The 19481-nt window shown below is 66.7% G+C and carries 18 protein-coding genes; 10 read left to right on the top strand and 8 right to left on the bottom strand.

Translation table 11 applies throughout. The annotated features are described in order from the left end of the window. Nucleotides 1-32: 32 nt before the first annotated feature. Nucleotides 33-1655, bottom strand: a complete 1623-nt coding sequence (locus RAM80_RS03840) for a tannase/feruloyl esterase family alpha/beta hydrolase (RefSeq protein ID WP_416424909.1) — start codon at nt 1653-1655, stop codon at nt 33-35. A gap of 106 nt (nt 1656-1761) precedes the next feature. Here RAM80_RS03840 and RAM80_RS03835 point away from each other — a divergent pair, with 106 nt between their 5' ends. After that, the gene (locus RAM80_RS03835; RefSeq protein WP_416424908.1) at nt 1762-2253 is read left to right on the top strand and encodes a DUF3237 domain-containing protein; all 492 of its coding nucleotides are present in this window, start codon (nt 1762-1764) and stop codon (nt 2251-2253) included. A 72-nt stretch (nt 2254-2325) separates the two neighbouring features. On the opposite strand, the gene RAM80_RS03830 is transcribed toward RAM80_RS03835, so the two are convergent. The 3 genes from RAM80_RS03830 to RAM80_RS03820 all read right to left on the bottom strand — a co-directional run bounded on the left by RAM80_RS03830 (nt 2326) and on the right by RAM80_RS03820 (nt 4348). Beyond that, nucleotides 2326-2631: an ArsR/SmtB family transcription factor gene (locus RAM80_RS03830; RefSeq protein ID WP_416424907.1), complete on the bottom strand. Its 306-nt coding sequence runs from the start codon at nt 2629-2631 to the stop codon at nt 2326-2328. Between the two features lie 60 nt (nt 2632-2691). Next, a complete protein-coding gene (locus RAM80_RS03825) occupies nt 2692-3816 on the bottom strand; it encodes an alkene reductase (RefSeq protein WP_416424906.1) in 1125 nt (374 codons plus the stop codon). 169 nt (nt 3817-3985) lie between these two features. Beyond that, nucleotides 3986-4348, bottom strand: a complete 363-nt coding sequence (locus RAM80_RS03820; RefSeq protein ID WP_416424905.1) for a cupin domain-containing protein — start codon at nt 4346-4348, stop codon at nt 3986-3988. Between the two features lie 105 nt (nt 4349-4453). Between RAM80_RS03820 and RAM80_RS03815 the strand changes: the two genes are divergently transcribed. Next, nucleotides 4454-5254: an AraC family transcriptional regulator gene (locus tag RAM80_RS03815; protein WP_416424904.1), complete on the top strand. Its 801-nt coding sequence runs from the start codon at nt 4454-4456 to the stop codon at nt 5252-5254. 727 nt (nt 5255-5981) lie between these two features. Here the strand turns inward: RAM80_RS03815 and RAM80_RS03810 are convergent. After that, nucleotides 5982-7091, bottom strand: a complete 1110-nt coding sequence (locus RAM80_RS03810) for a saccharopine dehydrogenase family protein (RefSeq protein ID WP_416424903.1) — start codon at nt 7089-7091, stop codon at nt 5982-5984. A gap of 42 nt (nt 7092-7133) precedes the next feature. Further along, entirely contained in the window at nt 7134-8054 is a 921-nt protein-coding gene (locus tag RAM80_RS03805; protein ID WP_416424902.1) for a helix-turn-helix transcriptional regulator, read from the bottom strand. Nucleotides 8055-8541: 487 nt separating this feature from the next. On the opposite strand from RAM80_RS03805, the gene RAM80_RS03800 reads away from it, so the two are divergent. The 4 genes from RAM80_RS03800 (at nt 8542) to RAM80_RS03785 (ending at nt 12323) form a co-directional block, all read left to right on the top strand. After that, on the top strand, nt 8542-9789 hold the full coding sequence (locus RAM80_RS03800; RefSeq protein WP_416427409.1) for an MFS transporter: 1248 nt from the start codon (nt 8542-8544) through the stop codon (nt 9787-9789). Between the two features lie 98 nt (nt 9790-9887). Next, nucleotides 9888-10577 carry a fumarylacetoacetate hydrolase family protein gene (locus tag RAM80_RS03795; protein WP_416424901.1) on the top strand — a complete coding sequence of 230 codons (690 nt, stop codon included), beginning with the start codon at nt 9888-9890 and terminating at the stop codon, nt 10575-10577. 24 nt (nt 10578-10601) lie between these two features. Next, entirely contained in the window at nt 10602-11363 is a 762-nt protein-coding gene (locus RAM80_RS03790; RefSeq protein ID WP_416424900.1) for an SDR family oxidoreductase, read from the top strand. A gap of 33 nt (nt 11364-11396) precedes the next feature. Further along, complete coding sequence (locus RAM80_RS03785) at nt 11397-12323, top strand: 2-hydroxyacid dehydrogenase (protein WP_416424899.1); 927 nt, start codon at nt 11397-11399, stop codon at nt 12321-12323. Nucleotides 12324-12686: 363 nt separating this feature from the next. Here RAM80_RS03785 and RAM80_RS03780 read toward each other — a convergent pair whose 3' ends face one another. Then, on the bottom strand, nt 12687-12893 hold the full coding sequence (locus RAM80_RS03780) for a hypothetical protein (RefSeq protein WP_416427612.1): 207 nt from the start codon (nt 12891-12893) through the stop codon (nt 12687-12689). Here RAM80_RS03780 and RAM80_RS03775 point away from each other — a divergent pair. The 4 genes from RAM80_RS03775 to RAM80_RS03760 all read left to right on the top strand — a co-directional run bounded on the left by RAM80_RS03775 (nt 12793) and on the right by RAM80_RS03760 (nt 17522). Beyond that, nucleotides 12793-14586: a DUF1302 domain-containing protein gene (locus RAM80_RS03775; protein ID WP_416424898.1), complete on the top strand. Its 1794-nt coding sequence runs from the start codon at nt 12793-12795 to the stop codon at nt 14584-14586. The genes RAM80_RS03780 and RAM80_RS03775 overlap by 101 nt on opposite strands. A gap of 12 nt (nt 14587-14598) precedes the next feature. Further along, entirely contained in the window at nt 14599-15972 is a 1374-nt protein-coding gene (locus tag RAM80_RS03770) for a DUF1329 domain-containing protein (protein WP_416424897.1), read from the top strand. A 221-nt stretch (nt 15973-16193) separates the two neighbouring features. Continuing rightward, nucleotides 16194-16631 carry an NfeD family protein gene (locus RAM80_RS03765; RefSeq protein WP_416424896.1) on the top strand — a complete coding sequence of 146 codons (438 nt, stop codon included), beginning with the start codon at nt 16194-16196 and terminating at the stop codon, nt 16629-16631. 33 nt (nt 16632-16664) lie between these two features. Continuing rightward, complete coding sequence (locus RAM80_RS03760; RefSeq protein ID WP_416424895.1) at nt 16665-17522, top strand: SPFH domain-containing protein; 858 nt, start codon at nt 16665-16667, stop codon at nt 17520-17522. Between the two features lie 44 nt (nt 17523-17566). On the opposite strand, the gene dxs is transcribed toward RAM80_RS03760, so the two are convergent. After that, a complete protein-coding gene (gene dxs, locus RAM80_RS03755) occupies nt 17567-19480 on the bottom strand; it encodes a 1-deoxy-D-xylulose-5-phosphate synthase (RefSeq protein ID WP_416424894.1) in 1914 nt (637 codons plus the stop codon). Nucleotide 19481 lies beyond the last annotated feature (1 nt).

Here is a 19481-nt window from a genome sequence, read left to right as displayed (position 1 = left end):
GTAGCAGCGGCCAACGGCCGCGTCCCACTCAATCAAGGCTCCTGGCAAGCAAACACATCCCCCTGGCCCTGGTAATGCGCCTCCTGCGGGTACGCGCACAACGGCCGCGTGCGCCCGGGGAACGCGCTGCCGCGGGCCAGCAGTTGCGCCGGTGGCTGCTGCTTGTCCTGCCAGGTTTCCATGGCGGTCAGCGGGTCGAAGTCATCCAGCGCCGGGCCGTCGCCGCAGTGCGTCATGCCGGGCACCACGAACAGCCGCGCCCATTGCTCGGCCTGCTGGCGGCCGCCGTTGTCGCTGGTCAGGCGCGCCCAGTAGCGGCGCAGGTCGTTGGCGGAGAACACCGGGTCGCTGTTGCCCTGCACCACCAGCAGCTTGCCGCCGCCTTGGGTGAAGCTGGAGTACTGGGTGGCGACTGCGTCGTTGATTGCCGCCGTCTGCGCGGTGGTTGCGACCGCCTGGTCGAAATTGAAGTGAGCCAGGTCGAGGTTGGCCTGCGCCGGGGTCATGAAGTACAGCCCCAGCGAGCCGGGGGTGAGGGTGGCGTTGCGGGCGTCGGCCTTGCCGGTGGTGGACTGCCCCAGTTTCCACACGCGCCAGCCGTCGGAGGCGATGCCGGCGTCCCATGGCCAGTCGCTGTACAGCGCCTGGCCATGGCTGTCGTGGGCGCCGTTGAACACCGCGTGCAGGGCCTCGATCTTGGCCTGGCTGAGGCAGCCGCTGGCCTGGCCGGCCTTGCAGGTGAGCACGGCGGGGTCGAACTGGCAGTGGCTCATGGCGTCGATGCTGCCGTCCTTGAGCCCGTCCAGGGCGTCGCAGCGGTCCAGCACGGCCTTGGCCAGCAGGTCCTGGTCGACCTGGGTCAGGGCCTGGGCCAGGATCGGCTGGCCGTCGGCGGTGCGCGGCGCCGCGCGGCTGAAGGCCTGGGTGTCCCAGGCCTGGGCCACGGCGGCGCGGCTCAGGCGCAGGCCGGGGTTGCCGGCGATGATGCCGTCGAACTGGGTGGGGAAGCGCTGGGCGGCCACCAGCGCCGCGCGGCCACCGTTGGAGCAGCCCATGAACACGCTGTGCGCCGGGGCCTTGCCGTAGTAGGCGAGGATCAGCGCCTTGGCCTGGGCAGTGACGCTGCCGATGGCCGCGTAGGCATAGTCCAGGCGCGCCTGCTGGTCGACGCCGAAGCGCGAGTCGCTGTTGTCCTTGCCGGTGTGCCCGGAGTCGGTGCTGACCACCGCGTAGCCGCGGTCCAGGGCGGGCAGGGCGCTGGCGCCGCGGAACGGAATGGCGCCCAAAGCCTGGCCGACCACGCCGTCCATGCCGCCGCCGCCCTGGAACAGGAAGCGGCCGTTCCACGGGCTGGGCAGGCGCAGTTCGAAGTGGCTGCCGTAGGCCTGGCCGTCGGCACCGGTGCGCGCGCCGATCACGCCTTGCACCAGGCAGTGGGCCGGCATGGCGGCCTTGCTCAGGGCGGCGCCGGTCAGCGCCGCGCGGCCGGGGTTGGCCTGGGGTAGCTGGCCGGCGGCCACCCACTGGTGCAGGCTCAGGGTGACGTCGGCGCTGCTGCTGGTGAGCGCCGCGCAGCGCTGGGCATCGTCGTCGGCCAGGGCAGCACCAGCCACCACGCACAGGCTCAGTAGGGTCGGGGCAAAAGGTCGTTTCACGAGCAAATCCTTTTTGTTGTTGTGGCGGAATGAGCAATATGGTTAATACTATTAACTACTTTGCTGGTCAAGCCGCTTCCCTACAACAACTCGAAAGGATGCACTCATGCGCCGTCACTCGCTGTTACTCGCCTTAAGCCTGCTGCTGCCCGTTACCCTGGCCCACGCCGCCGACACCGCGCCGGTGCTGGAACCGGTGTACGAGGCCGTCATCGACATCGCCCCGGGCGAAACCCTGGGCAAGGGGCCTTTGGGCGAACGCTTTCGGGTGCCGATCACCGGCGGGGAGTTCCACGGCGCGGGGCTCAAGGGCAGGATCCTGGCCGGCGGCGCCGACCGCCAGCTGCTGCGCGCCGATGGCGTCAAGCAGCTGGACGCGCTGTATGAGATGCAGACCGACGACGGCGCGGTGCTGACCGTGCGCAACCAGGTGCTGGTGCATGGCAGTGGCGCCGGGCGCTATGCGTATTCGACGGTGAATATCCAGGCGCCGGATGGGCCGTATGGGTGGCTGAACCAGGCGGTGTACGTGGGCAGCCTGACCAGCCTCAAACCGGCGAAGGACGCGGTGCTGGTGAAGGTGTATCGGGTGCGGTGATTTTGTGGGAGCCGGCTTGCCGGCGAGCTTTCAGGGCCTCAACAGCTCGCTGGCAAGCCAGCTCCCACAGTTTCAGATCAACGCCCGCAGCGCCTGCTGGAACGCCTCGATGTTCTGTTCGTGGCGCTTGTAGTAGGTCCACGGCCCGATGCGTTGCGAGGTGACCAGCTGCGCGCGCTGCAGCGCCGCCAGGTACAGCGACACGGTGGACTGCGAAAGGTTGGCGCGCGCCTGGATAATGCTCACGCACACGCCCACCTCGTCGGGGTTCACCTGTTGCTCGGGGAAATGCTTGCTCGGCTCTTTCAGCCAGCCAAGAATCGCCAGGCGGGTCGGGTTGTCGAGCGCCTTGAGGGCTTCGTTGATATCGATGCTCATAAATCACACAGTCGGGTAATCCCGTGATTTTACGACACTTGTGCCTGGCGCGTCAGGGGTTTACTCGCTATGGACCGGATAGTCTATATAGCCGCGTTCAGTGCCACCGTACATGCTCGCCGCATCCAGCGGGTTCAGCGCCAGGCCGTAGGCCAGGCGGCGCGGCAGGTCGGGGTTGGCGATGAAGGGCCGGCCGAAGGCGATCAGGTCGGCAAGGCCTGCGTCCAGCACGCGGTTGCCGCGCTCGGCGGTGTACTTGCCAGCGTAGATGATGGCGCCGCTGAAGGTGTCGCGCACCACCTGGCGGAAGTCCGCCGGCAGCTCCGGGGCGTTGTCCCAGTCCGCCTCGGCAAGCGACAGGTAGGCGATGCCGACGTCTTCCAGCACCTGGATGGCCTGCAGGTAGGTGGCACGCGGGTCTTCTTCCACCAGCCCCAGGTACACCCGCGCCTCGTCGGTGCTTTCGAACAGCGGCGAGAAGCGCACGCCCAGGCGCTCCTTGCCCACCACCGCAGCGACGGCCTGGGTGACTTCGCGCAGGAAACGCAGGCGGTTGGCCAGGCTGCCGCCGTATTCGTCGTCGCGCTGGTTGCTGTGGGCGGAGATGAACTGGTTGATCAGGTAGCCGTTGGCGCAGTGAATCTCCACGCCGTCGAAGCCGGCGTCCAGGGCATTGCGCGCGGCGCTGGCGTACAGCTGCACCAGCTCGGCAATTTCCTCGCGGCTCAGCGCCCGCGGCGTCGAGGGTGGGCACAGGGCGCCGGTGCCCGGGCCGGTTTCCACGAACACGCTGACGCCTGTCGCGGCAATGGCCGACGGCGCTACCGGCGCGTCGCCATTGGGTTGCAGCGAGGTATGCGACACCCGGCCCACGTGCCACAGCTGGGCAAAGATCACCCCGCCTTCAGCGTGGACGGCCTCGGTCACCAGGCGCCAGCCGGCCACCTGCTCGGCGCTGTGAATGCCGGGCGTCCAGGCATAGCCCTGGCCACGGGGCTCGATCTGTGTGCCCTCGGTGACCATGAACCCGGCGCTGCTGCGCTGGCGGTAATAGGTGGCCATCAGCGCGTTGGCGACGTTGCCCGGCTGGCTGCTGCGCGAGCGCGTCAGGGGAGGCAGCACGATGCTGTTTTTCAGGGTGAACGGGCCGAGGGTGGCGGGGCGGAACAGCGCGGAGTCTTTCAAGTGGGAGCCTGTGGTTCAGCGATAAAGTGGCAATAGGGTAAACTAGATATTCATATATCTCAATATTACGATTTCGCGTAGCAGCGGCCGCAGGCCGCGTCCCACCCCACCGCGGTCGCCTTGGGAGAACGCGGTGCCGGCGGACGCAGCCTGCGGCAGCTGCTACGGGTTACACCCACACGTCGTTGCTGGCCGTGCGGTCGCCGCCCTGGTCGCCGGTGTTGAGCACGCCGCGCGGCTCGATCAGCAGCAGCTTTACTTCCTGCGCAGCGCAGGGTTTGTGCTCGACGCCCTTGGGCACCACGTACATCTCCCCGGCATTGACGGTGACCGCGCCGTCGCGCAGTTCGATACGCAGGCAGCCCTCGACCACGATGAACGTCTCATCGGTGTCGGCGTGGCTGTGCCACACGAATTCGCCGTGCAGGCGGGCGATCTTGAACTGGTAGTCGTTCATCTCGGCAATCACCTTGGGCTGCCACTGCTCGCTGAACAGGCTGAATTTCTGCTGGAAATTGATGGATGCTGGCATGCTTGGATTCGCTCTGGTGGTGGATGGGCGAACCTTAGCGGGCGGCATCAGGCCGGGTCTTGTATGATCGTGCAGTGTTGCGAATCACCCGCAGGAAGCTGAAGCATGACCACCACCGACTGGGTACTGCCTGCCGCGCACCCCACGCGTTTCGAGCGCCTGGAAGCGCGCTTCGCCGGCCACGGCTTCACCCCGCACCGCCACGACACCTACGCCATCGGCCGCACCCTGGCCGGGGTGCAGAGCTTCAACTACCGCCGCGCGCTGCGCCACAGTCTGCCGGGCGGCACCCTGGTGTTGCACCCGGACGAGGTGCACGACGGCCAGGCCGGCACCGAGGCGGGGTTCCAGTACCGCATGATCTACCTGGAGCCGGCGTTGATCCAGCAGGTGCTGGGGGGCCAGCCGCTGCCCTTCATCGAGGGCGGCCTGAGCAATGACCCACGGCTGTTCGCGGCCACCCAGGTGCTGCTGGGCGACATGCACAGCGCCATCGACCCGCTGGCCGAGGACGACGCCCTGTTCGACGTGGCCCAGGCCCTGGCGGCCGCCGCCGGGCAGAAGCGCCCGCGTGGCGCTCTGGATTACGTCGCGGCGGAGCGTGCGCGGCAGTTCATCCATGCCACCTTGGGCGAGGCCATCTGCCTGGCTGACCTTGAGCGGGCCAGCGGGCGTGATCGCTGGGGGCTGTCGCGGGATTTTCGTGCGTTGTTTGGCACCAGCCCTTACCGTTACAGCGTGCAGCGGCGGCTGGAGGGTGTGCGGCGGGCGATGCTGGCGGGGTGTTCGCTGGTGGAGGCGGCGGTGGTGGCGGGGTTTCATGACCAGGCGCATATGAGCCGGTTGTTCAAGCAGGCGTATGGGGTGGCGCCGGGGAGGTGGTTGCGAATGTTGGGTACGCGGTGACACTGCGCGCTTGTGCGCGCGTAACCTGCGTCCCCCGCGAACCGCTTGTGATCTTGATCCCGTGAGGCCTTTGATCTTGATTGTGTGCCCCGTAAAGCGCCAGGGCCGACTGGAGGCGTCGGCCGAGCGGTCCACGGCGTAGCCGGGGAAGACGGAACCGGAGGCGCTTCTATTCCGGGCCGTCGGCCGCTTGGGCGACGCCGGAGGGAGGGGACCCGCAGCGAAGCGTAGGGACCAAGCAGGGGCAAGCCTTTTTTGCTTACTTTTTGTGGCGTTTGACAAAAAGTGAGCCGGCGTAAGGCCGGAAAGGTGATTCTGCATCGCCCTAGGTAATGGATATGGTCACAGATTTGGTATCCCGCTTCGGCGATTTCGAACATATCCATTTTCGCGGGGATACCACCGACCGTTTCGCCCTTACGGCGAGTAACTTTTTGGCAGTCGCCCCAAAAAGTCACCAAAAAGGGCTTGCCCCTGCTTGGGCCCTCCGCTGCGCTACGGGTCCCCTCCCTCCGGCGTCGCTCAAGCGGACGACGGCCCGGAATAGAAGCGCCTCCGGTTCCGTCTTCCCCGGCTACGCCAGGGACCGCTTGATCAACGCCTCCAGTCGGCCCGGGCGCTTTACGGGGCATACAATCAAGATCAAAAGCAAGATCACAAGCAAGATCAAAAGCAAGATCAAAAGCAAGATCAACAGCAACTCACAAACCAGCTTCACCTCGTTGCATCACGTCACCGTGTGCTCCACCCTCTGCGCAAACCCCCACCGCGCAAACTCCGGTGCGAACTCATCCAGCGTCAGCAACCCCATGCACGCCATGGCGCCGGTCTGATGCAATTGGCCGCGGGCCAATTTGCACGCCAGCAACACCGTGGCCATGCACGGAATCTCCGGGCCGTTGCCCCCCGGCGCAGTCAGCTGCCAGGTGCACTCCACGCCACGGCCGTCGGCGCCCACGCCCTTGAGCCGCACGCGCATGCCGCCCAGGTCACTGCCAAAGCGGTCCAGCAGCACATTGGCCCAGCGGTTCAAGCGCGCGGCGTGCTGGGCAATCGGCAGCGGTAGGCCCACCCGCCGCAACGCCGCCACCAGCCACAAGCCCAGGTGCTGGATGCGCAGCTCCAGGGCAGCATGGAAGCTCACCTCGCGCACGCCGGGGTAGCGCGCCGGGAACAGTTCCAGGTCGGGCACGTCGCAGGCTGCGCCCCAGCGCTGGCCGATGCCTTCGAAGCTGAAGCGGCGCAGGTTCTGCCAGCCGTGGACGGTGGCCCAGCGGCCGTTGTGCCAGCGCTTGAAGCCCTGGCCGGCGTAGCCGAACACCGCCTTGATCGTCGCTTCGCCGCGTGGCGCCTGCTGGCCGGGGGCGATGGCCACCTGCACGCTGTCCAGGCGAGCCCAGCCGGCGCTCAGCTGGTCCACCACTGCGGTGGACAGGCCGGGCAGGGTGCTGGCGCCGCTGACGGCCAGCACCCCGGCGGCGCTGGCAGCGGTGTGCACGTTGGCGCGGAAGTCGGCGACGAAATCGCGGCCGTCGGACAGGTCCAGGTAATGCGCGCCGACCGCGCAGGCGGCCAGCGCCACGCGGTAGTCCTGGCCCTGGTAGGGGCCGGCGCAGTGGATCACCAGTTGCGGCCGCAGGTCGGCCAGTTGGCTTTGCAACCGCGGGCTGTCGATGTCCAGGGGTGCGGTGGTAATGGCGCTGAGCGGCCCGAAGAAGGTGCTGCCGCTGACCGGCTTGCGGCCGGTGGCCACCAGTTCCAGGCCCGGCTCCATGGCCAGGCGGCGGCAGATGCGGGCGCCGAAGTTGCCCAGCCCGCCGATGACGATCACGCGCATGTACTGTCCTTGATGCTAGGGCGATGCCCGCCAGTATAGGGGCTAGCCGGCCTGGCCGGTAACCGCCTGCTGCTGGCGCCGGTACTGCCCCGGCGGCAGGCCGTGTATATGGCGGAAACGCCGGGAAAAATAGGCCTCGTCGGCGAACCCGCACAGCCGCGCGATCTCGCCCACCGGCTTGAGGCTGTCCAGTAGCAGCTGCCGGGCCAGGTGCATGCGCCGCTCCAGCACCAGCTCGCTGAAGCTCTTGCCAATCTCCTTCTTCAGCCAGTGGGTCAGGTAGTGGGGCGACAGGTAGGTGGCGGCCGCCACCTTCTTCAGGTCCAGCTCCGGGTCGGCGAGGTGCGTGCGCACGTAGGTGGACATGCGCTTGAGCGCGTCGCGCCGGCTGAGCTGGGCGGCATTGCCGCTGGCCAGGGCCTTGAGCGGCTCGGCGTACTGGCTGCAGACGCCGCCGATCAGCTGCAGCAGCAGGCCCTTGAGCGACTCGCGCATGCCGAACTGGCGGTCGCGGTCCAGCGCGTGCATCTGCTCCAGCAAGCCGCACACCTGGGCGAAGGGTGCGGGCTCGAGGATGAAGTCCAAGTGCTCCTGGAAGCGAAACGGCGCCAGCTCCGGGGCCAGGGCAATCGACACGTCTTCCAGGTCCAGCGGGTCGCAGCTCAGGTGCGGCAGCAGGAAGGCCTGGGAGAAGTTGATCAACTGGAAATGCGCGTGCGCAGGGTGCGGGATCATGTGCACCCGGTGCGGCAGGATGAACGCCAGGGCGCGGCTGGGGAAGGGCCGCTGCACGTTGCCGATGTGCTGCACGGTGTCGCCGCCCAGGTTCACCTGAATCTGGAAATACTCGTGGCGGTGCGGGGCGGTCTCGGGTTTGCGCACGCTTTCGTCGCGAATGTAGAAGTCGGGGCGTTCGCTGCGTTGCTGCATGCCGAAGGTGGGCACGCGGCTGGAAGACTGCATGGTGTCTCTCCTGTTGTTCAGCCGCTAGGGGCGGCTGTCAGGCGTGTTGTTTTGGGTGATTGTACGATCACTTTGCACACTTTGCGTGGCTTTGTGGTTTTTGCCAAGTGCAAAAACGCTGCTGCGCGCCTGGCCGATGGTAACCGCTCTAAATCAATAATTCTGGCGATTAATTGGCGTTTTGCCAGCTTGTTTTCAGCGCTTTTTGTTTTTGGACTTTTGACCTCTAGCCGGTTTCGCTGTGCAAAAACGTTCTAACCGGCCCGTTGATTTTCAATGGTTGTACGATCACTTTGGAGGCGTCCGACTCGATACCTATCAACAATAATTAGAAGGTGTTCGTACCATGCAGACGACTCCCCACGAGTACCTGGCCCCCAGCAACCGGCAGATGCCCAACGTCGACGCCGACCTGGTGGCCGCCCCCGCCGAAACCTTCGACCACAGCACCAGCGCCGCGCGCCTGCCCACCCGGCGACGCTGGTTCATGCTGTCGCTGCTGCTGATCGCCACCATCATCAACTACGTGGACCGGGTGAACATCTCCATCGCCGCGCCGTTCATGGCCAAGGACCTGGGCCTGGACAAGATCCAGATGGGCCTGATTTTCTCCGGCTTCGCCTGGACCTACGCGCTGGCGCTGGTGCCGGCCGGCTTTGTCGCCGACCGCTTTGGCTCGCGCTTCACCTACGGCCTGTCGCTGATCACCTGGTCGGCGGTCACCGTCGGCCAGGGCCTGGCCGGTGGCTTTGCCTCGCTGTTCGGCCTGCGCCTGGCCGTCGGCGCCCTGGAAGCCCCGGCGTTCCCGGCCAACAGCCGCGCGGTGGCGGTGTGGTTCCCGGCCCGCGAGCGCGGCCTGGCCAGCAGCATCTACGTGTGCGGCCAGTACCTGGGCACGGCGCTGTTCACCGGCGCGCTGCTGTGGCTGGCCACCACCTACGACTGGCGCCACGTGTTCTACAGCACGGGCCTTGTGGGCATCGCCTTCGGCGTGGCCTGGCTGTACCTGTACCGCGACCCGCTGGCCTGCAAGAAGGTCAGCGCCCAGGAATTGCAGTACATCGAGGACGGCGGCGGCCTGGTGAAAGCCAGCGCCCAGCGCACCCGCTTCAGCTGGCGGCAGATCGGCGAGTTGCTCAGCTACCGGCAGATCTGGGCGATCTGCATCGGCAAGTTCGCCAGCACCTCGGCGCTGTATTTCTTCCTCACCTGGTTCCCCACCTACCTGATCGAAGAGCGCCACCTGACCATGATCAAGGTCGGCATCTTCGCGGTGATGCCGTTCCTCGGCGCCACGGTGGGCATCCTCTTGGCCGGGATCCTCTCGGACTGGATGATCCGCCGCGGCTACTCCATGTCCTTTGCACGCAAGCTGCCGCTGGTGGTGGGCTCGATGCTGGGCATGTCCATCGTGCTGGTGAACTTCACCGACTCCAACGTGGTGTGCATCGCCATCCTCACCACCGCGTTCTTCGCCCAGGGCATCGCCTCGGCGTCGTGGGCGGCTGTGTCGGAGGTGGCGCCCAAGGAGCTGGTGGGCCTGACCGGTGGCATCACCAGCCTGGCGGCGAACATCGGCGGCATCGTCACGCCCATCGTCATCGGCGGCATCGTCCATGCCACCGGCTCGTTCGCCTACGCCTTCTGGTTCATCGGCGCGGTGGCGCTGTGCGGCACGCTGTCCTACTCGCTGCTGCTGGGGCGCCTGTACCGCATTCAACTGCGTGCCCGCTGAGCCCGGTTTACTCCAGGACAGCCACGGTTTTCTCCAACTTTCACCGCCCACGGCGCCGTACGCTGTGGGCCAACGACACACAGGCCACGAGGTAGACCATGAGCCCATTCGTATTTGCCCCCGACGCGGGCGTGACCCTGGACGTGCAGGGCAGTGACGCGCGCTTCCCGGTGAACCGGGTGTTCTGCCTGGGCCGCAACTACCCCTGGGGCGACGCCCAGGACGCCGTGCGCCAGGCGCCGATGTTCTTCATGAAACCGGCCAGCGCTGTGCTGCAGGCCGGCGGCGAGCTGGCGTACCCGCCGCTGACCCGCGAGTTCTGCCACGAGATCGAACTGGTGGTGGCCATCGGCACCGGGGGTGGCGATATCCCTGAAAGCAGCGCGCTAGAGCATGTCTGGGGCTACGCTGCAGGGTTGGACTTGACCCGCCGCGACCTGCAGATGGCCGCCAAGGCCGCCGGCCAGCCCTGGGAGGCGGCCAAGGCCTTCGACGGCTCGGCGCCCATCGGCGCGGTGGTGCCGGTGAGCCGCATCGGCCACCCCGACCGCGGCGCAGTGTGGCTGCAGGTCAACGGCGTCGAGCGCCAGCGCTCCAGCCTGGAACAGCAGATCTGGTCGGTGAGCGAGATCATCAGCCGCCTGTCCCAGTCCATCGCCCTGCGCCCCGGCGACCTGATCATGACCGGCACGCCACCGGGGGTGGCCGCGCTGGAACCGGGCGACGTGATCAGCGCCGGCATCGACGGCATCGGCGAACTGAGCGTGCGCGTGGGCGCGCGCCGTTAATCCATTCATCAAGGAGTGAGCGACATGACAACAACAACGCGCAAAGTGGCCGTGGTAACCGGCGCCGGCAGTGGCATCGGCCGCGCCGTGGCCCTGGGCCTGCTGGCCGACGGCTTCACCCTGGTGCTGGCCGGCCGCCGCGCCGAGCCCCTGCAGGAATTGGTGGAAAAGGCCCGTGCCGAAGGCGGCGAGGCGCTGGCAGTGCCCACCGACGTGCGTGACCCGGCCAGCGTCGACGCGCTGTTCGCCACGGTGGAGGAGGTGTACGGCCGCCTGGACGTGATCTTCAACAACGCCGGGGTCAACACCCCCGCGGTGCCCATCGACGAGCTGGCCGTGGACCAGTGGCTGAACGTGATCAACACCAACCTCACCGGGGTGTTCCTGTGCAGCCGCGGCGCCTTCGGCCTGATGCGCCGCCAGCAGCCCCAGGGCGGGCGCATCATCAACAACGGCTCGATCTCGGCCCACGCGCCACGGCCGTTCAGCGCGCCCTATACCGCCAGCAAGCACGCGGTGCTGGGCCTGACCAAGAGCCTGGCGCTGGACGGCCGCGAGTTCAACATCGCCTGCAGCCAGATCGACATCGGCAACGCCCTCACCGAGCTGTCGGTGCGCATGACCAAGGGCGTGCGCCAGGCCAACGGCGAGATCGCCGTGGAGCCCATGGTCGACGTGCAGCACATCGCTGACGCGGTGCGCTACATCGCCGGGCTGCCGCTGTCGGCCAACGTGCTGAACATGACCGTGATGGCCACCAACATGCCGTTCGTGGGCCGTGGCTGAGCCGCGCCGTTCCCCTTTGTCTTCGAGGTCACCATGAAGCCGCACATCCTGCAACTGAGCCCCATCCTCATCCCCGAGATTCGCGAGCAGCTGGCCACGCTGTTCACCGTGCACCCCTATTACCAACAGGCCGACAAGGCCGCGTACCTGCGTGAAGTGGGCGGGCAGATCCGTGGCGTGATCACCGGCGGCCACACCGGCATCACCCGCCAGGTGATGGAACAGCTGCCCCACCTGGAAGTGGTGGCCGTGAACGGCGTGGGCACCGACGCCGTGGACCTGGCCTACGCCCGCGACCACGGCATCACCGTCAGCGCCACCGTGGGCGCGCTGACCGAGGACGTCGCCGACCTTGCCATGGGCCTGCTGATCGCCGCCTGCCGCGGCCTGTGCACCAGCGACCGCTACGTGCGCAGCGGCCAGTGGCCCGCCAGCGCCACGCCACTGGCGCCGCTGCCCCTGGCGCGTCAGGTCAGTGGCCTGCGCGTGGGTATCGTCGGCCTGGGGCGGGTAGGGCGCGCCGTCGCCACCCGCGCCACCGCGTTTGGCTGCCCCATCAGCTACACCGACCTGCAGCCCATGGGCGACGTGCCCTACACCTTCGTCGCCGACCTGGTGGAACTGGCGCGCCACAGCGACGCGCTTATCGTGGCGGCGGCAGCAGACAAGGCCGAGGGCATCATCGACGCCAGGGTGTTGCAGGCCCTGGGCAGCGGTGGCTACCTGATCAACGTGGCGCGCGGCAAGCTGGTGAACGAGCCGGACCTGGTGGCCGCGCTGGAAGCGGGGCACATTGCCGGGGCCGGGCTGGACGTGTTCGTCGACGAGCCCAACGTGCCGCCGGCGCTGTTCGCCCGCGACGACGTGGTGCTGCAACCGCACCGCGCCAGCGCCACCGTGCAGACGCGCACGCGCATGGGCGAGATGGTGATCGCGAGTTTGCGGCAGGCCCTGATCTGAGGCACCGCGCTTGTGGGAGCTGGCTTGCCAGCGAGCTTTTTGGATGCTTCAACAACTCGCTGGCAAGCCAGCTCCCACGGGCGCGAAACAATGTGTCACACATGTTGTTTGGTGATACAGCTCACATTGCGCCATGAATAACACCGCCCGCTCATCGCGGGCTTTTGTTTATGGGCCCCTATAACGCCCCCGCATATACCCGGTGCAGCCCGCGAGTTTGGCGGGGCTGAAAGGTTTTAACTGCCCAAGCAACAATCGTACCCAGGCCCGGCGCCATGGGCCTGCACGCGTTTGGGTCAATTTGACAGTATCAGGGATGGCACATAGATTGTTGGCAGGTTGTTTCAAATGCGTACAGTTGAATTAACCTTCCGCATCTTTAGCTGTCTTCACGGAATAAAAAAAGGCATGACCGGGCGTTCGCGCGGGCGGTGCAACAATAATGTGGGGATTCACCAGGGAGCGCCAAATGATAACAAAAATAAGGTTCGCGGGTTTTTCATCAACCATTGTGGCCGTCGTCGCGGGGTGTGCCGTCAGCTTCGAGGCACAGGCGGTGAATTTCAACATTGGGGAAATCGAGGGGCAGTTCGACTCGTCCCTGTCCATCGGCGCCAGCTGGAGCACCCAGAGCCCCAAGCAGTCGCTGATCGGCTCGGCCAACGGCGGCCATGGCTTTACCCAGACCAACGATGACGGGCGCTTGAACTTCGAGAAAGGCGAGACTTTCTCCAAGATTTTCAAAGGCATCCATGACCTGGAGTTGAAGTACGATAATTTTGGCGTGTTTACCCGTGCCAAGTATTGGTATGACTTCGAACTTCAGGACGAGAACCAGGACTTCAAGAACGTCAGTAATGACCATCGCCAGGAAGCGGCCAAATCTTCCGGCATCGAATTACTTGACGCCTTCGCTTATTACAACTACCAGCTCGCGGAAAAGCCCGGCAGCGTGCGCCTGGGCAAGCAAGTGGTGAGTTGGGGTGAAAGTACTTTCATTGGCGGGGGTATCAACTCCATCAACCCCATCGACGTGTCGGCGTTCCGCCGCCCCGGTGCGGAAATCAAGGAAGGCCTGATCCCGGTGAACATGTTGTACGTGTCCCAGGGGCTGACCGACAAACTGTCCGCCGAGGCGTTCTACCAACTGGGTTGGGACAACACCATCCTCGACAACTGCGGCACCTTCTTCTCGTCCACCGACGTGGCCGCCAAGGGCTGCCGCAACAACTACACCATCCTCGACGCCACCACCGTCAACGCGTTGAACCAGCCGGGCACCAAGGCCGCGCTGAATTCGCTGGGCGTGAACGTGACGCCTGAAGGCCTGATCGTACCGCGCGGCTCCGACAACGACGCGCGCGACTCCGGCCAGTGGGGCCTGGCCCTGCGCTGGCTGGGCGACGACACCGAGTACGGCGCCTACGTGATGAACTATCACAGCCGCACCCCGTACGTGAGCGTGCAGAACGCCAGCGCCGCCGACATCCGCCGCGCGCTGACCACCCCGGCGCTGGCCCAGCCGATTCTGCTGGGGCGCGGCAGCTACTTCCTCGAATACCCCGAGGACATTCGCCTGTACGGCCTGAGCTTCGCTACCACGTTGCCCACCGGCACCGCCTGGAGCGGCGAGGTCAGCTACCGGCCGAACATGCCGCTGCAGCTCAACACCACCGACGTCACGACCATGCTCGCCAGTTCCGTGGCCACCGCCGCGGCCACCGGCGGCGCGGCCGCGGCGCTGGCCCAGGCCAACCAGGTGGACAGCGGCTACGTGCGCAAGCCGGTCACCCAGGTGCAGACCACCTTCACCCACTTCTTCGACCAGGTGATGGGCGCCCAGCGCCTGACGCTGGTGGGCGAGGTGGGCATGGACCACGTGTCCGGGGTCAGCGACATCGCCGGCAACCGCTTTGGCCGCGACGCCGTGTTCGGCATTCCGGAAAACGCCGCGGCCGACGCCGAGTACGGCTCGGGCGGCTTCTACACCACCACCTCGTGGGGCTACCGCGCCCGGGCCATCTGGGACTATGCCAACGCCATCGCCGGCATCAACCTCAAGCCCAACATTGCCTGGTCACATGACGTGCACGGCTATGGGCCGGTGTTCAACGAAGGGGTCAAGGCCGTCAGCCTGGGGCTGGATGCCGACTACCAGAACACCTACACCGCCAGCCTCAACTACACCAACTTCTTTGGTGGCGATTACAACACCGTGTCTGACCGCGACTTCGTCGCCCTCAGCTTCGGCGTGAACTTCTAAGGTGGGGAACTCATGATGATTGGCAAGCAGGCAATGCAATGCGCCGCCCTGGCCCTGAGCCTGGTGGCAGTGAACGTGATGGCGGCGGTCAGCCCCGACCAGGTGGCCAAGCTGGGCACCACCCTGACCCCGCTGGGAGGCGAGAAGGCCGGCAACAAGGACGGCAGCATCCCGGCCTACGACGGCGGCCTGAAAACCAACGCCGCGCCGGTGGACAGCAACGGCTTCCTGGGCGACCCCTACGCCGGCGAAAAACCCTTGTTCACCATTACCGCGAAGAACCTCGACCAGTACCAGGGCAAGCTCTCGGCCGGGCAGATCGCCCTGTTCAAGCGCTACCCCGATACGTTCGTGATCCCGGTGTACACCACCCACCGCAGCGTCGCGGTGCCGCCCAACGTGGCCGCGGCGGCGAAAATCAGCGCTGCCAAGGTCAACCTGGTGGCGGACGGCAACGGCCTGGAAAACTTCGACCAGAGCCGCTTCTACGCCTTCCCGATCCCGCAGAACGGCCTGGAGGTGATCTGGAACCACATCACCCGCTACCGGGGTGGCAACCTCAGCCGCGTGTACACCCAGGCCGCGCCACAGGCCAACGGCTCCTACAACATCGTGCAGCTGCGTGACCAGGTAGGCTTCCCTGACCAGATGCCCGGCATCGACCCCCAGGAGGCGCAGAACGCGCTGCTGTACTTCAAGCAGGAAGTCACCGCGCCGGCGCGCCTGGCCGGTGACGTGCTGCTGGTGCACGACTCGCTGAACCAGATCAAGCAGCCGCGCGAAGCCTGGGTCTACAGTGCCGGCCAGCGCCGCGTGCGGCGTGCCCCGCAGGTGGCCTATGACGGCCCGGGCACCGCCTCGGACGGCATGCGCACCTCGGACAACTTCGACATGTTCAACGGCGCCCCGGACCGCTACGACTGGAAGCTGGTGGGCAAGCAGGAGATGTACATCCCCTACAACAACTTCCGCCTGGCGCTGCCGACAGTGAAATACGCCGACATCCTGCAGGCTGGCCACACCAACCAGACCCTGGCCCGCTATGAGCTGCACCGGGTGTGGGTGGTGGAAGCCACGCTCAAGCCCAGCGCGCGCAACATCTACGGCAAGCGCACCTTCTATGTGGACGAGGACAGCTGGAACATCGCCATGTCCGACCTGTACGACGGCCGCGGCCAGCTGTGGCGCGTAGGGCAGGCGATGCTGATGCCGTACTACCACCGCCAGGTCCAGGCCGAGGCGTTCGAGGGGCTGTATGACCTGCTGGGCGGCCGCTACATCGTCACCGGCATGAGCAACGAAGAGCGCAACTTCGTGCAGTTCGACCTGAAGATGACCCCTGCCGACTACACCCCCAACGCGCTGCGCAGCGCGGGTACCCGCTGATATCGCCTAGCCACGCGCCCTCGTAGCCGCTGCCGAAGGCTGCGCTGGCCCTCAAATACACTGGAAATTTCCAGCGTACCCAAGGGCCAGCGCAGCCTGTCGGCAGCGGCTACAAGGCTGTGGCATTCCTGTCTTGTTACATCCTCCTCTCGATCCGCTGCCGGGTTCTCTGGCACACTCTCGCCCGTACCTCCTTCCCCGATACACACAAGCGAGCCGACATGGATTTTGACTGGCAGATCTGGATCGCCCTGGGCGTGGCCCTGGCGGTGCTGGAGCTCTTCACCGCGACGTTCTTCATCCTCTGGTTCGCCGTGGGCGCCGTGCTCATCGGCGTGGTGGCCCTGGTCGTGCCCGCTGTCGCCCTGGGCACGCAGATCGTCAGTTGGGTGCTGCTGTCGTCGCTGATCGCCCTGGTGTGGCTGAAGTTCTTTCGCAAGCGCCGCCCCGAAACCCGCTGGAGCGTGGACGAGGTGCTGGGCGAGGTGGGCCTGCTGACCGTAGCCGTGGCGCCGTTCCAGAAGGGCCGGGTGCGCTTCCAGAAGCCCATCCTCGGCGCCGAGGAGTGGGCCTGCGTGGCCGACGAAGCCATCAGCGCCGGCACCCGCGTGCGCCTGGTCAAGGTGGAAGGTGGCACGGTGCGCGTCACCGTGGCCTGATTTTCCTGCTCACTATTCTCAAGGACCGACACCATGCTCTTCAGCAGCTTGATCATCCCGTTGTTGCTCACCGCCTTCGCCCTGGTCACCCTGGCCAAGGGCGTGCGCATCGTGCCCCAGGGCGAGGAATGGATAGTGGAGCGCCTGGGGCGCTACCACACCACCCTCAAGCCGGGGCTCAACTTCGTCATTCCGTACATGGACCGGGTGCAGTACAACCTGCCCACCAAGGACATTATCCTCGACATCCAGCAGCAGGAAATCATCACCAAGGACAACGCCATCATCGTTGCCAACGCCCTGTGCTTCCTCAAGGTGATCGACCCGCAGAAGGCCGCCTACGGCGTGCAGGACTACCAATACGCGGTGTCCAGCCTGACCATGACTGCGTTGCGGGCCATCATCGGCACACTGGACCTGGACGAGGCGTTGTCCAGCCGCGAGGCCATCAAGGCCAAGCTGGCCGAGGCAATGAGCACCCAGACCGACGACTGGGGCATTGCCGTGCGTTCGGTGGAGATCCAGGACATCAAGCCGTCGGCGTCCATGCAGGGCGCCATGGAACGCCAGGCCGCCGCCGAGCGTGAGCGCAAGGCCGCCGTGACCCGCGCCGAGGGCGAACGCCAGGCGGCGGTGCTGGCGGCTACCGCGCGCGAAGAAGCGGCCACCAAGGATGCCGCGGCCACGGTGAAGCTGGCCGAGGCCTCGGCGACGTCCATCGTCAAGATCAAGCAGGCGATCGGCGATGACATGGTGCCGGCCATGTACCTGCTGGGCGAGCGCTACATCGACGCCATGCAGTCGCTGGCGGCCAGCAACAACGCCAAGGTGGTGGTGTTGCCCGCCGACCTGCAGGAAACCGTGCGCGGGTTGATGGGCAAGAAGAGTTGACCGCGGTGTGCCCGGACGCAGCCTGCGGCAGCTGCTACGGGGTGTCAGGCTGAGCGCGAGGCTACCTTTACGGCTGGCGCCAGGCGCTGGCGGATGGCGGCCTCGATGCCCGCCGCGTCCAGCCCGCACTCGGCCAGCATCTGCGCCGGGGTGGCGTGCTCGATGTAGCGGTCCGGCAAGCCCAGCTGCAGCAGCGGCATGATGATGCCCTGGGCGGCCAGGTATTCGCCCACGGCGCTGCCGGCGCCGCCCATCAGGCTGTTTTCCTCCACCGTCACCAACAACTCATGCTCGGCGGCCAGCTGGCGAATCAACGCCTCGTCCAGGGGCTTGACGAAGCGCATGTCGGCCACGCTCAGGTCCAGCGCCTCTGCCACCTGCAGCGCTGCCGGCAGCAGGGTGCCGAACACCAGCAGCGCCACCTGGCGGCCGCGCCGGCGCAGCACGCCCTTGCCGATCTCCAGCGGCTGCAGCCCCGGCTCGATGCGCGCGTTGGGCCCGGTGCCGCGCGGGTAACGCACGGCGGCGGGGCCTGAATACTGGAAGCCGGTGCTCAGCAGCCGGCGCAGCTCGTTCTCGTCGCTGGGCGCCATGATCACCATGCCCGGCACGCAGCGCAGGTAGCACAGGTCGAAGCTGCCGGCGTGGGTCGGGCCGTCCTCGCCCACCAGGCCCGCGCGGTCGATGGCGAACAGCACGTCGAGGTTCTGCAGCGCCACGTCGTGGATCAGCTGGTCATAGGCGCGCTGCAGGAACGTCGAGTAGATCGCCACCACCGGCTTCAGGCCCTCGCAGGCCATGCCGGCGGCCAGGGTCACGGCGTGCTGCTCGGCGATGGCCACGTCGAAGTAGCGCTGCGGGTAGCGTTCGCTGAAGGCCACCAGGTCCGAGCCTTCCTTCATGGCCGGGGTGATGCCGGTCAGGCGCGGGTCGGCGGCGGCCATGTCGCACAGCCACTGGCCGAACACGCTGGAGTACTTCGGCCCGCTGGTCGCCTTGGGCACCGGCGCGGCCTCGGGGGGCGGCAGCTTGCCGATGGCGTGCCAGGTGATGGGGTCGGCCTCGGCGGGGGCGAAGCCCTTGCCCTTGCGGGTGGCGACGTGGAGGAACTGCGGGCCCTTGAGGTCGCGCATGTTGCCCAGGGTGGCCACCAGGGTGGGCAGGTCGTGGCCGTCGATCGGGCCGATGTAGTTCCAGCCCAGCTCTTCGAACAGCATGCCGGGGGCGAGCATGCCCTTGGCGTACTCCTCGGTGCGCCGGCCCAGCTCCCAGGCTCCGGGCAGGCGCGCGAGGATGCGCTTGCCGCCCTCGCGCATGCAGCTGTAGGTGCGGCTGGACAGCACCCGCGCCAGGTAATTGGACAGCCCACCCAGGTTGCGGGAAATCGACATGTCGTTGTCGTTGAGCACCACCAGCAGGTCGGCGCCTACCTCCGGGGCATGGTTCAGGGCCTCGAAAGCCATGCCGGCGGTCATCGCGCCGTCGCCGATCACCGCCACGGTCTTGTGCGGCAGGCCGCGCAGGCGGGCAGCGATGGCCATGCCCAGGGCCGTGCTGATGGAGGTGCTGGAATGGCCAACGCCAAAGGTGTCGTAGGCGCTTTCGCAGCGCCGCGGAAACGCCGCCAGGCCGTGCTGCTGGCGCAGGGTGTGCATCAGGCCGCGGCGCCCGGTGAGGATCTTGTGCGGGTAGGCCTGGTGGCCCACATCCCACACCAGGCGGTCCACCGGGGTGTCGAACACGTAGTGCAGGGCGATGGTCAGTTCGATCACCCCAAGGCCGGCGCCGAAGTGGCCGCCCGTGCGGCCCACGGTGTACAGCAGTTCCTGGCGCAGCTCATCGGCCAGGGCCTGCAACTGCGCCTCGTTGAGGCGGCGCAATTGCAGCGGCGTGGGCGTGTGGTCGAGCAGCGGCGTGGCCGGCGCGGTGCGGGGTATTTCCAGGAAGGTTTTCTGCATG

This window comes from Pseudomonas sp. App30 (assembly GCF_047947025.1).
In the GTDB taxonomy this organism is placed as follows: domain Bacteria; phylum Pseudomonadota; class Gammaproteobacteria; order Pseudomonadales; family Pseudomonadaceae; genus Aquipseudomonas.
This window is presented reverse-complemented; position numbering and strand designations above follow the sequence as displayed.